Below are 18,386 nucleotides of genomic sequence, written 5' to 3'. Positions count from 1 at the left end.
GAGTCGAGGTGAGGTGGGCCTGTGCGTGAGAGGAAAGAGACAAAGCAAGAAACCCCCGTTCGCGGGGCCATATGATCCTGCGTCGGTCACTCCGGTCACACGGGCACCATTGTCACCACCTGGTAATTCGCCTAATCTGTTGACCACGTCGATCCACGGGAGGGTGGTCGGCGGACCTTGAGGGGGGTCGTAGTCGTGGGCAGGGGGAGTGGTCGGCGTCGCCTGCGACGCGCGATCGTCGCGATGACGACCGCCATCGCGGTCATCGTCGCGGGACTCACCCTCGGCACCGCGCAGACCGCGGAAGCCGCCGTCGTCCAGTGGGGGACGAACTCCGGCACCGCCCCCAACTACCAGGCCAACGTCAACGGCGACTTCATCATGGCCGGCAACGGAGTGCTCGCCTGTTCGGCGACGACGGCCACGACCAATGGCACCTGCGCCGACCTGCACGCCGCATCGAGCACCAACGCGCAGAACGTCAACGACAACTTCGTCATGACCCAGAACAACTCGGTCTCGGGCTTCACGTCGAATTCCAGCAGTGCGACGATCACCGTCCCGGCCGGTGCGACGGTCGTCAAGGCCTTCCTCACCTGGAGCGCGAACACCGGCGTGTACACGGGCGACACCCGTCGGCTCTGCTCGCAGTACTCCGCGGCGCGCGGCGTCGCGACCATGCCAGCGGGAAGCGCGACGGGGTACACGACGAGGGCCGTGCAGCTCAAGGTCGGCGGTGCCGGCATCATCGAGGTGGCGCCCCAGAGCATGCTGCAGGATCCCGCATCGCAGGCGACCGCGCTCTACTACTCGGCCAGCGCCGACGTGACCTCGGCCTTCGCCTCGGTCACCACCGGCTCGGAGATCACCATCTCCGCGGGCAACATCTGGACCCCGACCGGTGCCGGCTGCTACGCGGGCTGGTCGATCAACGTCGTCTACGACTACGGGACCTTCATCCCCGACAACCCCGCCTCCGTGCCGCACAACATCATCTACTACGAGGGCCACGTGCGTCAGGGCGCGAACGACGCCGACCTCACCGTCGCCTTCAACGGGTTCACCGCGGTCGCCGCCGGCACCCGCGTCGGTTTCACGCTCTTCGAGGGCGACCGGAACATCACGGGGGATGCGGCCTCGTACTCGCGCGGCGGATCGACGACCTACACGGAGATCCCCAACGCGGCAGGAGCCACCGGCAACATCGGCATCTCGCGGGCGATCGGCTCGGTGAGATACACGGGAACGGCCGGGACCGCGTTCACCAACCAGAGCGTCGACGTCGCGACAGCGCCGCTGACCAACGTGGTGGCGGGGGACTCCACCGTGAACCTGCGGCTCGGCACATCCGGCGACTCGTACCTGCTGCGCAACGCGATGCTCTCGGTGCCGACCGCCGGTCTGCAGCTCGTGAAGACCTACGACGGAACCCTCGACACGCAGTCGCGCACGGCCGGCGAGCTCGCGACGTTCACGATCCGCATCACGAACACCGGCGCGGGAACCCTGCGGAACATCGTCGTGACCGACGATCAGGCGGGCTGCGCGAGGAACCTCGGCACCCTGACTCTCGCTCCTCTGCAGTCGACGACCTACACCTGCACCGCGACGGCACCGTCGTCGACGGGATACGTGTCGACGGCGGAGGCCACCGCGAGAACGGTGGTCGGCGACTTCCTCGCCCAGGACAGCGACAGCACCACGGTGCTGCTCAGCGCCATCAGCCTGACGAAGACGAGCGCCCTGGCGGCGGGCGGCACCGGACGCGCCGGCGACGTCGTCGTGTACACGTTCACCGTCACGAACACCGGCCAGTCCACGTTGCGCGACATCGTGATCAGCGACCCGCTCGTCGGGCTCTCCGCGATCACCTTCGGGGCCTGGCCGGGCACGACAGGAGTGCTGACACCCGGACAGTCCGTCACGGCGTCGGCGACGTACACGCTGAAGCAGACGGACGTGGATGCGGGATCGGTCGCCAACACGGCCACGGTCAGCGCCGCTGACGACGACGGCGGAGTGCGACCCTCCGGCTCGGCGAACCGGGTGACCCCGATCGCCGCCGCGGGTGCCGTGACCGTGACGAAGACGGGTGCGCTCGCCAGCGGATCGACGGGGCGTGTGGGCGACCGCATCAACTACTCGTTCACGATCCGCAACACCGGCAACGTCACCCTCGCGAACGCCTCGCTGGTCGACCCGCTGCCCGGGCTCTCGCCTCCGGTCATCACCTGGCCCACCGCGACCGCCGGAAGCCTCCCCGTCGGACAGACCGCCACCGCCACCGCCTTCTACACCATCACCCAGGCGGATGTGGACGCCGGGAGCGTCCGCAACACCGCCACCGCCTCCGCTCGGACGCCGAACGGCACCACGGTGTCCGGATCGTCCCCCCAGACCACCGTCCCCACGGTCGCCTCGGCACCGGGACTCACGACGACGAAGTCGGGTTCCGTCACCCAGGGCACCGGCGGCGTCGGCAGCACCATCACCTACAGCTTCACCGCCCGCAACACCGGCAACACGACACTGACGTCCGTCGCCATCTCCGACCCGCTCGCCGGTCTCTCCGCACTCGCGTACAGCTGGCCGGGAACCGCCGGCACCCTCGCACCCGGTCAGGCGGTCACCGCCACCGCGACGTACACGATCACACAGGCCGATGTCGACGCGGGCGCCGTGCGCAACACGGCCACGGGCACCGCCCGGACCCCCGCCGGGGCTACGCTGACGGTGCCGAGCAGTCAGTCGGTCGTGTCGACCGCGGCATCCGCTCCCGCCGTCACCTTCACGAAGACCGGCGCGCTCGCACCGGGCAGCACGGGCCGCGCCGGCGACGTCGTCACCTACACCTTCCGTCTCGCGAACAGCGGAAACGTAACGCTCACCGAGGCAGCGATCTCCGACCCGTTGGCCGGGCTGTCGGCACTCGTTTACACGTGGCCGGGCACGGCGGGCACGCTCGCACCGGGGCAGGCGGTCACGGCGACGGCCACCTACACGCTCAAGCAATCGGACGTCGACGCCGGCTCCGTCGCCAACACCGCGACGGCGACCGCGCTGCCGCCCAGCGGCGCCCGCCTCACGCAGACCAGGGCCTTCACCCTGCCGGTGACGCCGACCGGTGCGCTGACCGTGCTCAAGTCCGGAACCATCACCGCGGGTTCGGGAGGGGTCGGCAGCACCGTCACCTACTCGTTCTCGGCGACCAACAACGGCAACGTCACCCTGACGCAGGTGGCCATCGCGGACCCGCTCCCCGGTCTCTCGGCCATCACCTACACCTGGCCGGGCACGGCGGGCACGCTCGCCCCCGGTCAGACGGTGCAGGGGCGCGCGACGTACACGGTGAGGCAGGCCGACGTCGACGCCGGCGCGGTGACCAACACCGCGACCGCGTCGGCCAGGACGCCAGGGGGCGCGGCGGTCACCGGCTCGTCTCCGACGACCCGCGTGACGACTGCGGCGGCCGCACCGGCGAGCACGACCACGAAGTCGGCGACCGTCTCGGGCACCGCTACCGTCGGCGACGTCGTCACCTACACCGTGCGCACGACCAACACCGGCAACGTCACACTCACCGGCGTGACCGTCTCGGACACCCTGCCGGGCCTCTCGGCCTTCACCTACACGTGGCCGGGCACGGCGGGCACCCTCGCTCCCGGCCAGACCGTCACCGCCGTCGCGACCTACACGATCCGGCAGACGGACGTGAACGCGGGCTCGGTGCGCAACGTCGCCTCGTCGACCGCGGCCTACGGCACGACACCGGTGACGAGCACCTCGGGGACGGTCACGACGAACACCGTGGCGACGTCCGCGGCGATCGTGACGACGAAGTCCGGGGCCCTGCAGAGCGGATCCTCCGGTCGCGCAGGCGACACGATCGTCTGGTCGATCACGCTCCGCAACTCCGGCAACGTCACCCTGACGGGCGTCTCGGTCGCCGACTCCCTTCCGGGGATCTCCGCGCCCTCCTACGGCACCTGGCCGAGCGGCACCGCTGGCGTGCTCCAGCCGGGTCAGACGGTCACCGCGACGGCCACGTCGACGATCTCGCAGACGGACGTGAACTCGGGCGCCGTGAGCAACACGGCGACCGGCTCCGGCACGCCGCCGAGCGGCACCGCGGTCACGAGCACGGCACCGGCGACGGTCTCTCTCGCCTCGGCCCCCGGGATCGTGATCTCCAAATCAGGGGCCGTGACGGCCGGCAACGGCTCGGTCGGCAGCACGATCACCTACACGTTCACGGCCCGCAACACGGGCAACGTGACTCTCACGGGTGTCGCGATCACCGATCCGCACCCCGGGCTCTCGAGCATCTCGTACACGTGGCCGGGCGCCGCGGGCACTCTGCAGCCGAACCAGACCGTCACCGCGACCGCGACGTACGCGGTCCGTCAGTCCGACGTCGACGCCGGGGCGGCCCGCAACACCGCGACGGTCGCCGGAACCCCGCCGACGGGCCCCGCGATCACCGCATCCTCCGGCGAGATCTCGGTCGCGACGGTCGCCGCGGCACCCGGGATCGCGGTGACGAAGACCGCCGCGGGGGGCGGAGGCGGCGTCGGCAGCGTCGTCACCTACACGTTCCGTGCGACGAACACCGGGAACGTCACGCTCACCGGCGTCACGATCGCCGACCCCCTCGCCGGACTCGGCTCGCTGCAGTACCAGTGGCCGGGCGCCGCCGGCACCCTCGCACCGGGTCAGACGGTCGTCGCCACGGCGCCCTACACCGTGACCCAGGCCGACGTGAACGCCGGCGCGATCACGAACACGGCCACCGCGAGCGGCGCGGGCGGCGGCACGACCGTGAGCGCCGGCTCGGGCACCGTGACGACGCCGACGGCCGCGATCGCCCCCGCCATCGCGGTGACGAAGGTCGGAACGCTGAGCGGTACGGGAGCCGCGGGCGACACGATCAGCTATGCCTTCACCGTGCGCAACGCGGGAAACGTCACGCTGACCGGGGTCTCGCTCGTCGATCCGTTGATCGGTGCGGCACCGATCACGCTGACGGGGTGGACCGGAGCAGCCGGAACGCTGCAGCCGGGGCAGAGCGTCTCGGGCACGGCGACCTACACGATCACGCAGACCGACGTGGACGCGGGCGCGGTCGCGAACACCGCCACGGCCTCGGGCGTGCCGCCGCGGGGAGCGGCTGTCAGCGGAACCGCCCCCTCGACCGTGCGGATCGCCGCCGTGCCGTCGATCTCCGTGCTCAAGACAGGGTCGATCACGGCGGGCGACGGCGGCGTCGGCAGCACCGCGACCTTCTCGTTCACGATCCGCAACTCGGGCAACGTCACGCTCAGCGGCATCACCCTCACCGACTCCCTCGCCGGTCTCAGCACTCCCGTCATCACGTGGCCGGGGGCTGCGAGCACCCTCGCACCCGGGCAGACCGCCACGGGGACCGCGACCTACACGATCCGCCAGACCGACGTCGACGCGGGGTCGGTGCGCAACACCGCGACCGTGAGCGGTCGCCCGCCCACGGGCGCCGTCGTCAGCGCGACCTCGACGGAAGCCGTGGTGTCGACGACCGCCGCCGCGCCGGGGCTGACCGTCAGCAAGAGCGCCACGACCGCCGGAGGCAACCGCGTCGGCGACGTCGTGACCTACACGATCCGGACCGAGAACACCGGAAACCAGACGCTCACGGGCGTCACGGTGAACGACTCGCTGCCGGGTCTGTCGGCGCTCGCGATCACCTGGCCCGGTGCGACCGGTGTGCTCGCTCCCGGCCAGGCAGCCACCGCTCGAGCCACCTACGTCATCACCCAGAGCGACGTGAACGCGGGATCGGTGCGCAACCGCGCCGCCGCGACGGGGACGGCCCCGGGCGGAGCCGCCGTCGACGGCTCCTCGAACGAGCTCGTGACCCCGACCGCGACGGCGGCACCGCGTCTGACGCTCGACAAGACCGCCAGCCTCGCGCCGGGGGCCACCGGACGCGCGGGCGATGTCGTCACGTACAGCTTCACCGTGCGGAACGCGGGGAACGTCACGCTGACCGGTGTCGGCGTGGCCGACCCCTTGCCCGGTCTGTCGACCATCGCGTACACCGGGTGGCCTGGAGCAGTCGGCACTCTGCAGCCCGGTCAGAGCGTCACCGCGAGCGCGACCAGGGCTCTCACGCAGGCGGACGTCGACGCCGGCTCCGTCGCGAACGCGGCGACGGCGACCGCCACGCCGCCGACCGGAGCGCCCGTGCAGGCGACAGCCGCCGCGACGCTGCCCGTCACCGCGGGGCCGCTCCTCACACTCGGCAAGACCGGCGTCTACACGCAGGGCGCCGGAGCCGTCGGCAGCATCATCACGTACACGTTCACCGCCCGGAACGCCGGCAACGTCACGCTCACGGGCGTGGCCGTCACCGACCCGCACGCGGGACTCGGCCCGATCGCTCTGAGCTGGCCGGGTACCGCGGGGACCCTCGCACCGGGAGAGCAGGTCGTGGGGACAGCGACCTACGTCGTGACCCAGGCCGATGTGGACGCGGGCACCGTGCGCAACGCCGCTCGGGTCACCGGTGCTCCGCCGAGTGGCCCGGCCGTCGGCGCGGACTCGCCGACCGTCACAATCGCCACCGTGGCCGCGGGCCCCGCGCTCACCACGACCAAGTCGGCGACCGTGTCCGGCACCGGCGCCGTGGGCGATGTCATCGACTACACGGTCCGCGTCACGAACTCGGGCAATGTCACGCTGCGCAGCGTGGTCGTCACGGATCCTCTCGCCGGTCTCACACCCTTCACCTACACGTGGCCCGGCGATGCCGGCACCCTCGCCCCCGGGGCACAGGTGGTCGCCCGCGCGAGCCACACGATCACCCAGGCCGACGTCGATGCCGGATCCGTCGTCAACGTCGCGACCGGAAGCGCCCAGTCGCCGAGCGGCGTCGCGGTGTCGGCGGCGTCCGCGACCGTGACGACGCCGACCGCGGCGGGTGACCCGCGCCTCCAGGTCGTCAAGTCGGGCGCGCTGCCGGTGGGCGCGACAGGCGTGGCCGGCGAGACGATCACCTGGACGGTGTCGATCCGCAACGTCGGCAACGTCACGCTGTCCGGCGTGAGCGCGACCGACTCGCTCCCGGGCATCGGCGACCTGACCTACGGCGCATGGCCGTCCGGCACGTCCGGGGTGCTCGCTCCCGGCGACGCGGTCACGGCGACCGCGATCTCGACGGTGCGTCAGACCGACGTCGACGCCGGGGCGGTGTCGAACGCGGCCACCGCGACGGGGACGCCGAGCAGAGGATCGGCGACCGCCGCGACCGGATCGGGCACCGTGCCGCTCACCTCGGCTCCCGCTCTCACCCTGCAGAAAGCCGGCGCCTACACCTCCGGCTCGGGGGCCGTGGGCGACACGATCACCTACACCTACACCGTGCGCAACGCGGGGAACGTGACCCTCACGGGCGTCGCCGTCGCGGATCCGCACAGCGGACTGTCGACGATCTCGTACGGCGCCTGGGCATCGGGTACGCCGGGCACGCTCGCACCGAACCAGACGGTCACGGCCACCGCGACCTACCAGGTGCGCCAGAGCGACGTGAACGCCGGATCGATCTCGGACACCGCGACCGTCACGGGGCGCCCGCCGACGGGGGCGGCCGTGTCGGCGACCTCGCAGACGGTGGTGCTGCCGACCACGGCGTCCGCGCCCGGCATCCTCACGACGAAGACCGCCGCCGTGAGCGGCGCCGGGCAACTCGGCGATCTCATCACCTACACGATCCGCGCGACGAACTCCGGGAACGTCACCCTGACCGGGGTCGCGATCTCCGACCCCGCTCCCGGGCTGAGCCCGCTCGCGTACGGCCCGTGGCCGGGCGTCAGCGGAACGCTGCAGCCCGGCGAGTCCGTGACGGCCACGACCACCCACCGCATCACGCAGGCCGACCTCGACACGGGATCCGTGACGAACACGGCCACCTCGACCGGCACACCGCCGACCGGAACAGCCGTGAGCGATCCGTCCGACACCGTCGTGACGCCGACCGCCGCGCAGACCCCCGACATCGAGGTCGTCAAGACCGGAACGCTGCGAGGCGGAGCCACCCCGCGGGCAGGCGACACCGTGGCCTACTCGTTCTCGCTGCGCAACACCGGCAACGTCACTCTCACCGGGGTCGCTCTGACCGACCTCGAGCCCGCCGTGTCCCCGCTCGTCTTCTCGTGGCCGGGTGAAGCGGGTACCCTCGCGCCCAACCAGGTCGTCACCGCGACGGCCATCTACACGCTGACGCAGGCGGACGTGGACGCCGGGAGCGTGGCCAACGTGGTCACCGGCACCGCCTCGGCTCCCGGCGGCGCCGCCGTCGAGGAGTCCGACGACGTCACGATCCCGCTCAGCGCAGCACCGTCGATCTCCGTCGAGAAGACGGGCACGGTGCTGGGAGACGGTGTCGCAGACGGCGAGGCCGGCGACGACATCCGGTTCGACTTCGTCGTCGTCAACACCGGCAACGTCACGCTCACCGACGTCGAGCTCGCCGAGAGCATCCCCGGCCTGGTGCCGACGATCACCTGGCCGGATGCCGCGACACCCGGCGTCCTGGCACCGGGCGCCCAGGCGACCGCCGTCGCGACGTACGAGATCACGCAGGCCGACGTGAACGCCGGCTCGGTGTCGAACACCGTGACCGCCTCCGGCGCGCCGCCCTCGGGCGACGAGGTCTCCGCCACCGATTCCGTCGACGTCGCCACCGGCGCACAACGCGCCGAGCTGCGCCTCACGAAGACGGGGAGCACTCTTCCGGGCGAGGCGGGCCTCGGCGACGTGATCACCTACGCGTTCACGGTCAGCAACACGGGCAACGTCACCGTGACCGGAGTCGCGATCACGGATCCTCTGGCAGGTCTGTCGACGATCGCCGTCACCTGGCCGGGCACTGCCGGAGTGCTGAACCCCGGCCAGAGCGCGACGGCCACCGCGACTCTCTCGATCACCCAGCAGCACATCGACGCGGGACGAGTGCTCAACACGGCGACCGCCGCCGGCACCGCGCCGGGCGGTCCGGTCACCACCGCATCGCCGCAGAGCGTCGTGCCGGTCGAGGCCGCCGCACCCGCGGTCGCGGTCACGAACAGCGGATCGCTGCCACCCGGCTCCGCGGCGGGGTCGACCGTCACCTGGACGTACACGCTGCAGAACACGGGCAACGTCACGCTGACGAGCGCCGCCCTGAGCGATGCGCTCGCGGGGACGAGCGCACCCGTGTACCAGTGGACAGGGCCGGTGGGAGTGCTCGCGCCCGGCGCATCGGTGACGGCCACCGCCACCACCGTGCTCACCCAGGCCGACGTCGACGCGGGGTCCATCGTCAGCATCGTGACGGGTCGCGGCACCGCGCCCTCCGGGGCCGTGGTGACCGCGACGGCGCCCGCCACCGTGCCGATCTCGTCGACCGCTGGCCTCACTCTCGACAAGACCGCATCGCGCGACTCCGACCTCGCGGTAGGAGACGTCGTCACATACACGTTCACGGTCACGAACGGCGGCACGACCACGATCGACGCGATCGCCCTCAGCGACCCGCTGCCCGGCCTCTCGCAGATCAGCGTCGGCGCGTGGCCTGGGGCGACCGGCGTGCTCCGGCCCTCGGAGACGGTCACCGCCACTGCGACCTACACGGTCACGCAGGCGGACGTCGACGCCGGCGGAGTCACCAACACCGCCACGGTCTCCGGCCTCAGCCCTTCTGGCGCGCCGGTCACGGCATCCGACGCCGTCGCTCTCGCCACCGAGGACCGTGCCCCCGCGCTCTCGCTGACCAAGGACGACGCGCTCTCGGGCACGGGCGCGCTGGGAGACTCGATCGCGTACACGTTCACAGTGCGCAACACCGGGAACACGACGATCACCGGCGCGGGCCTCACGGATCAGCTCGAGGGGCTCTCCGGCGTCGTCTTCGGCGCGTGGCCGAGCGGCGAGACCGGCGTGCTCGCCCCGGGCGACGCGGTCACGGCGTCGGCGCGGTACACCGTGACGCAGGGGGATGTCGACGCGGGCGAGGTCGTCAACGTCGCCCGCGCGTTCGGGACCGCTCCCGGAGCGGTCGCTGTGGCCTCCGCCGACGCCACGGCGACGACGCCGCTCGCCGATGCGACGCCGACGCTCACGGCGACGAAGCGCGGCTCGCTGGCCCCCGGCGCGACCGGCCGAGCGGGCGTCACCGTGGAGTTCCGCTTCTCGGTCGTCAACACCGGCGACGTCACCGTGAGCGAGGTCGCATTCGACGACGCGCTCTCGGGTCTCGGCCCGCTGACCGTCTCGTGGCCCGACCCCGCTCGGCCCGGCGTCCTCGCGCCCGGCGCGGCGGCGACCGCCACCGCCACCTACACGCTCCTGCAGTCCGACGTCGACGCCGGGGCCGTCTCGAACGCCGTCACCGTCACCGGAACCCCTGTCCGCGGCACTCTCGCCCCGGCCACCGCGACGGCCACCGTCCCGATCACCCCCGGAGCCGCGTTGTCTGCGGTGAAGTCGGGTGTGTTGGGTGTGGGTGGTATCGGTGTGGTGGGTGACACGGTGGAGTACGAGGTGGTGGTGACGAATACGGGGAATGTGACGGTCACGGATGGTGTGTTGGTGGATCCGATGGTGGGTCTGTATGACGTGTCGATCGTGTGGCCGGATGCGTCGCGGCCTGGTCGTGTGGGTGTGGGGGAGCAGGCGACGGGTCGGGGGAAGTATGACTTGACGCAGGCGGATGTGGATCGTGGGTTCGTGGAGAACACGGCGTCGGTGGCGGCGCGGACTCCTGGTGGGGGTCGTGTGGCGGCGGATACGAATACGGTGCGGGTGAATACGGTTCTTCCGGCTCCGGGGTTGGTGGTGTCGAAGTCGGGTGTGGCGTCGGGGTCGGGCGCGGTGGGTGATGTGGTGTCGTATGAGTTCGGGGTGACGAACTCGGGCAATGTGACGGTGTCGGGTGTGGTGTTGTCGGATGCGGTGCCGGGGGTGGTGTTGTCGGATGTGGTGTGGCCGGTGGCGGGTGCTCCTGGTGTGATCGCTCCGGGGGAGACGGCGACGGCTGTGGGGTCGTATGTGATCACGCAGGCGGATGTGGATGCGGGGCGTGTGGTGAACACGGCGACCGCGTCGGGTACGCCTGCGCGCAGTGAGCCGATCACGGTGTCCTCGCCGGAGAGCGTCGTCCCCACCCAGACCACCGCACCTCGCCTCTCGGTCGTCAACGGCGGACGCCTCGCCGACGGCGCGACAGGGCGAGCCGGTGACGTCGTGACCTGGACGTATGTGCTGACCAACGACGGCAACGTCACGCTCAGCGGAGTGGCCCTCGCCGATGCCCTCGCCGGCGTCGGCGCGCCGAGCTACACCTGGACGACCCCGGTCGGAGTCCTCGGACCGCGCGAGTCGGTCAGGGCCACGGCCACCTACACGCTGACGCAGGCCGACGTCGACGCCGGCGGTGTGACGAGCCTTGTCACGGGAACCGGCACACCGCCCAACGGTGGCGCCCCCGTCACGGCATCCGCGCCAGCCACGGTTCCGCTCACCGCCGCTCCCGCGCTCGTCGTCACGAAGGACGACCTCCCGTCCGGCGGCGCTGCCGGCGACACGATTGACTACTCCTTCACGATCGAGAACAGCGGGAACGTGACGCTCTCGGGCGTCGTGCTCGCCGACTCGCTCCCGGGTCTCAGCACCCCCGTCATCACCTGGCCGACCGTCGACCGCGTGCTCGCACCCGGCGAGGTCGCCACGGCGACAGCGACCTACGTCGTCAGGCAGGCCGATATCGACGCCGGTTCGGTCGCGAACACGGCGACGGCGAGCGCGACCGCCCCCGGTGGGGACGCCGTGACCGCGACCTCGGCCGAGGTCGTCACCGCACTGGACGACGCGGCACCCGCCGTGAAGACGACCAAGTCGGCGGCACTCGCGACCGGCGGAACGGGAGCGGTCGGCGATGTGATCGAGTACACCGTCACCGTCCGCAACGCCGGCAACGTGACCCTCGACGACGTGGGCATCGTCGACGAGCTGGAGGACCTCTCCGACATCGCAGTGGTCTGGCCGGGCGCCGAGGGCGTGCTCGCCCCGGGCGAGACGCTCATCGGCACGGCGCGCTACGTCATCACGCAGTCCGATGTCGACCGCGGCGGGGTCGCGAACATCGCCACCGGTTCCGGCACCGACCCCTCGGGTTCCGTCGTATCGGACGACTCCGACCGCGTGGTCGTGCCGACCGTGGCAGCCGCACCGGACGCGACCGTGACCAAGTCCGGCGTCCTGGAGCCCGGTGCGACAGGTCGTGCCGGCGACACCGTCCGGTATACGTTCCAGCTCCTCAACACCGGCAACGTGACGCTGCGCGATGCGGGGCTCACGGATCCGCTCGTCGGGCTCTCGGCGATCGAGGTCGTGTGGCCGGCCGAGGCCGGGGTGCTCGCGCCCGGGGCATCGGCCAGCGCGACCGCCGAGTACGAGCTGACCCAGGCCGACGTCGATCGTGGACGCGTCGACAACACCGCCACGCTGACCGCGACGGCACCGGACGGATCCGCCGTCGAGCGCACGGACTCAGCCACCGTCCCGATCGCGGAGGACGCCGAACTGACCACGGTCAAGAGCGGACGCCTGCTCGAGCCCGGCATCGGAGCCGTGGGAGACGTGATCGAGTACCGGCTCGTCGTGACGAACACCGGGAACGTGACCGTTCAGGAGGGGCGGCTGATCGACCGGCTCGCCGGCCTCTCGCTGCCCGAGATCGACTGGCCGGGTGCAGAGGGCGAGCTCCTCGTGGGTGACACGGTCGTCGGCACAGCGAGGTACACCCTCACCCAGGCCGACATCGACCGCGGATTCGTCCGCAACGTCGCGGGCGTCGAAGCGGTGACCGAGCAGGGCACGATCGTCGTCGCCGACTCCAACCCCGTCGTGGTCAACACCGTGCAGCCCGCCGCTGCGCTGACCGTCGTGAAGAACGGAGTGATCGACGGCGACGGAGGCGTCGGAGGAACCGTCGACTACACGTTCCGCATCACGAACTCGGGCAACGTCACGGTGAGCGCCATCACGCTCGCAGACCCGATGCCCGGCCTCAGCACGCCGAAGATCGACTGGCCGGGCACGCCCGGCGTGCTCGCTCCGGGTCAGTCGGCCACGGCCGCGGCCGACTACACGATCACGCAGAGCGACGTCGACGCGGGCTCCATCGCGAACACGGCGACGGCGAGCGGCAGCTCCCGCGGCGGACCCGTCACGAGTCCTGCAGGCATCGAGACCGTCGACACGCAGGGCATCCGGGCATCGATCGTCGTGACGAAGGATGCTGATCTCGACCCCGCGGCGGAGGGAGTGGCCGGCGACATCGTCACCTGGACCTACTCGCTGCAGAACACCGGCAACGTGACGCTGACCGGCGTCTCGCTCACGGATCGCCTCACGGGGTCGACGGCTCCGCAGTACGTCTGGCCCGATCCGACCCGCCCCGGTGTGCTGCTCCCCGGCCAGACGGTCGCGGCCACCTCGACATACGAGCTGACTCAGGCCGACGTCGACCGGGGAACGGTGGCGAGCGCGGTCGACGGCACGGGTCGCCCTCCTCGCGGTGCCGATGTCGCGGGCTCCGCCACGGCATCCGTCGAGATCGCCGCCCGCCCCGGTCTGGCCGCGACGAAGGCCGGAACGGTCGACGGTGCGGGCGGGGTCGGCGACCGGATCGACTACTCGTTCGGCATCACCAACACTGGAAACGTCACGCTCACGCTCGTCGACCTCGTCGACGCACTCGCGGGCGTCAGCTCTCCGACCTTCGACTGGCCGGGGGAGCCGGGCGTGCTGCTGCCCGGCGAGACCGTCGACGCGACAGCCGATTACACGATCACCCAGGCCGACGTGGACCGAGGGTCGGTCACGAACATCGCCACGGCCAGCGGCAAGCCTCCGGTCGGCGACACCATCACGGCGAGCACGCCGGCGACGGAGACCACCGTCGCGAGCGCTGCCCCGGCCCTGCTCACGGGCAAGACGGCCGCGCTGCGCGGCGACGGATCCGTCGGGGACATCGTCGACTACGCCTTCACGATCGAGAACACCGGCAACGTCACCGTCTCGGGCATCACGCTCAGCGACCCGCTGCCCGGCCTCTCCGTCCCGACGCTGCGCTGGCCCGACGCCCCGGGAGTCCTCGCCCCGGGCGAGGTCGCGACGGCGACCGCCAGCTACGCCATCGTGCAGGCCGACGTCGATGCGGGCGAGGTCGTCAACCAGGCGACCGCCGCCGGAACGTCACCCGCCGGAGCGGCGGTCGTCGACCCGTCGGACGCCGTCCGCACGCCCACCGTCGATCGTGCCCCCGCGATCGCCGTGGAGAAGACCGGCGCGCTCACCGCGGGATCGACCGGTCAGGTCGGCGAACTGGTGCAGTTCGGTTTCCGCATCGTCAACACCGGGAATCAGACGCTCCGCGACGTCGCGCTGTCCGACGCCCTCCCCGGGATGAGTGCGATCGAGATCACCTGGCCGAGCGACGCGCCGGGTGCCGAAGGCGTGCTGCCCGTCGGGACCGAGGCACGGGGCACGGCCACCTACGTGCTCACGCAGACCGACATCGACGCCGGAGCGGTGTCGAACGCGGTCGACGCCTCCGCCACCGCACCGGACGGCACCACGGTCGACGCCCTCGACGGCGTGACCGTCGTCATCCCGCGCACTCCCGCGTTGTCTGCGGTGAAGTCGGGTGTGTTGGGTGTGGGTGGTATCGGTGTGGTGGGTGACACGGTGGAGTACGAGGTGGTGGTGACGAATACGGGGAATGTGACGGTCACGGATGGTGTGTTGGTGGATCCGATGGTGGGTCTGTATGACGTGTCGATCGTGTGGCCGGATGCGTCGCGGCCTGGTCGTGTGGGTGTGGGGGAGCAGGCGACGGGTCGGGGGAAGTATGACTTGACGCAGGCGGATGTGGATCGTGGGTTCGTGGAGAACACGGCGTCGGTGGCGGCGCGGACTCCTGGTGGGGGTCGTGTGGCGGCGGATACGAATACGGTGCGGGTGAATACGGTTCTTCCGGCTCCGGGGTTGGTGGTGTCGAAGTCGGGTGTGGCGTCGGGGTCGGGCGCGGTGGGTGATGTGGTGTCGTATGAGTTCGGGGTGACGAACTCGGGCAATGTGACGGTGTCGGGTGTGGTGTTGTCGGATGCGGTGCCGGGGGTGGTGTTGTCGGATGTGGTGTGGCCGGTGGCGGGTGCTCCTGGTGTGATCGCTCCGGGGGAGACGGCGACGGCTGTGGGGTCGTATGTGATCACGCAGGCGGATGTGGATGCGGGGCGTGTGGTGAACACGGCGACCGCGTCGGGTACGCCTGCGCGCAGTGAGCCGATCACGGTGTCCTCGCCGGAGAGCATCGTCCCCACCCAGACCACCGCACCGGCCGTGTCCGTGCAGAACTCGGGTGCTCTGGCTCCTGGTGCGACGGGCCGTGCGGGTGACGTGGTCACGTGGACGTATGTGCTGACCAACGACGGCAACGTCACGCTCAGCGACGTCGCCCTCGCCGACGCCCTCGCCGGCGCCGGGGCACCCGCCTACGTCTGGCAGGGCATCGAGGGTGTCCTGGTGCCCGGGCAGTCGGTCAGGGCCACGGCGACCTATACGCTGACGCAGGCGGATGTGGACGCGGGCAGCGTGTCGAGCATCGTGACGGGAACCGGCACGCCTCCCAACGGCGGAGCTCCCGCGACGGCCACGGCGCCCGCGACCGTGTCGCTCGCCCCTGCGCCCGGACTCGTCTTCACGAAGACCGCCGCTCTCGCGGCACCCGGCGCCAACGGAGCCGGGGACGGCATCACCTTTGCCTTCCGCATCGAGAACACCGGCACGGTGACGCTCTCCGGCATCGCGATCACGGATGAGCTCGCGGGTGTGGGAGCCGTCACAGTCGACTGGCCGGGCACCGCGGGCGTGCTCGCCCCCGGACAGGTCGCGACAGGCACCGCGCCGTACGCGATCACGCAGGAGGATGTCGACCGGGGCACGGTGCAGAACACCGCATCCGTCCGCGCGACGACCCCGGCCGGCGCGGTGCTGACCGCGCGCTCGACGACCGAACCGCTGCCGACCGCCGCGCAGGCGCCGTCCATCCGCACGGTGAAGGGCGGCGCTTATGTGACGGGCTCCGGCGGCGTCGGAAGCGTCATCGAGTACACGTTCGACATCACCAACACGGGCAACGTCACGCTCCGACTCATCCGTCTGCAGGACGATCTGCAGGGCCTCAGCACGCCGCAGATCGAGTTCCCGTCGGCCACCGGCATCCTGCCGCCCGGCGGCACGGCGAACGGCATCGCGCGGTACACCGTGACGCAGGCCGACGTCGACGCCGGGTCGATCAGCAACGTGGCGACCTCCTTCGGCACGTCGCCCCGCGGAGTCGTCGTCTCCGACAGCTCGGAGCCCTTCACCATCCGCACGGACGATCCGACAGCTCCCGAGCAGGCGATCCGCACGACGCAGACCGCTCAGCTCGCGGCGGGCGACACCGGGGTGCGTGGCGACACGATCGAATACACCTTCACGATCGAGAACACCGGCAACACGACTCTCACCGGTGTGACGCTCAGCAACACGGTCGACGCTCTCACCGGACTCACCTACACGTGGCCGTCGGCGGCGAACCCCGGTCGACTGCTGCCGGGGCAGATCGTCACGATCACGGCAGCGCACCTCGTCACTCAGCCCGACGTGGATACCGGAACCGTGCGCAACGTCGCGACAGGCACCGGTACGACTCCGGCCGGCGACACGGTGACGCACCGCTCACCGGTGACGATCATCCCGCTCGCGGGCGGCACGGGCGCGCTCGAGGTCGAGAAGGCGGGCACGCGCCTGGGTGACGGCGCTCTCGGGTCCGAGGTCAGGTACGACTTCGTGATCCGCAACACCGGAACGCTCACGCTCTCGTCCGTGGCGCTGAGCGACCCGCTCGAGGGGCTGTCCGACATCGTCTACGGCACCTGGCCGTCGGCCGAGGGGCGCCTCGGCCCCGGTCAGTCGGTGACGGCCACCGCGACCTACACGGTGCAGCAGAGGGACATCGATGCCGGCTCCGTGCGGAACACCGCGACGGGCACTGCGCTCACGCCGGGCGGCGACGCCGTCACCGCCGAGTCGCCCGAATCCGTGGTGCCGACGGTCGGTGCCGCCCCGTCGATCGACCTCGAGAAGACGCAGCTGCTCGCTGCCGGAGCGACCGGTCGTCCGGGAGACAGGGTCGACTACTCGTTCACGATCGTGAACACCGGGAACGTGACCCTGCGCGGGATCACGCTCGCCGACGGGCAGGCAGGACTCACCGGACTCCGGATCACGTGGCCGGGAGCCGACGGCGTGCTGGCCCCCGGAGCGACCGCGACCGCCAGCGCGACGTACGTCCTCACTCAGGCGGACGTCGATGCCGGGCGCATCGGCTCCACGGCGACCGCGACAGGCGACGGCGCCGGGACGATCGTCGGCGACGACGACGCCGGCGAGAACGTGATCGCGGCAGCTCCGGCGCTCTCGCTCGAGAAGACGGCCGAGCTCCTCGGCGCCGCCCAGCAGGGCGGGACCGTGCGCTACCTCGTCACCGTCACGAACACGGGGAACGTCTCGCTCGGCGACATCACGGTCACCGACGACCTCGCCGGCCTCGGCGCCCCCACGGTCACGTGGCCCGGCGTGCCCGGCGTGCTCGGGTCCGGGGAATCCGCGACGTTCTCGGCCGACTACGTCATCACCCTCGCCGACGTGACCCGCGGTCACATCGACAACACGGCATCCGTCGTCGGGACGCCCCCCGGCGGCGGGCAGGTCGACGCGACCGACAGTGTGCGGGTCGATGTGCCGAACGAGCCGCGCATCACCCTCGGCATGAGCATCTCGGTGCAGGACGGTCAGCAAGGCTTCGCGGGCGACACGCTCGTCTTCCGCTACACCGCGACCAACACCGGGACGACGATCCTCACGGGCGTCACCATCCGCGATCCCTATCCGGGACTCTCGGCCCTGACGTACTCGTGGCCGGGCGAGCCCGGTGTGCTGCTGCCGGGGCAGAGCGTCACCGCCGTCGCGACGGTCGTGATCACCCCGGCCATGGAGGGCACCGTGGTAACGTCGCGAGCCGTGGTGTCGAGTGTGGAGGCGGATTCCGGGGTGCCGGTGACCGATGTCGCCGCCGACTCCGTGCGGCTCCCCGAGCCGTCGCCGATCGGTCTGCTGCCCTTCACCGGCGGCGGTGACCCGGCGCCGCTGGTGGGCGGGGCCGCCATGATCCTCCTGGGCGGCCTCGTGCTGCTCCTCATCGGTCGCCGGCGGCGCGACTCCCGGACCCAGAACCTCTCCTCCTAGCGACACCGCACTGAAAG

Annotated in this window: 1 protein-coding gene; it reads left to right on the top strand. The window is 71.3% G+C overall.

Translation table 11 applies throughout. From position 1 onward, the window contains the following. Window positions 1-243: 243 nt before the first annotated feature. Window positions 244-18,369 (top strand): beta strand repeat-containing protein, encoded by an 18,126-nt coding sequence (locus RAC69_RS01925; protein WP_375084744.1) that lies wholly within the window; start codon window positions 244-246, stop codon window positions 18,367-18,369. The last annotated feature ends 17 nt before the right edge of the window (window positions 18,370-18,386 follow it).

The organism is Microbacterium sp. LS_15, from assembly GCF_041954735.1.
Taxonomy (GTDB): Bacteria; Actinomycetota; Actinomycetes; order Actinomycetales; family Microbacteriaceae; genus Microbacterium.
Note: the sequence above shows the minus strand (reverse complement) of the source record. Positions and strands in the feature narration are given on the sequence as shown.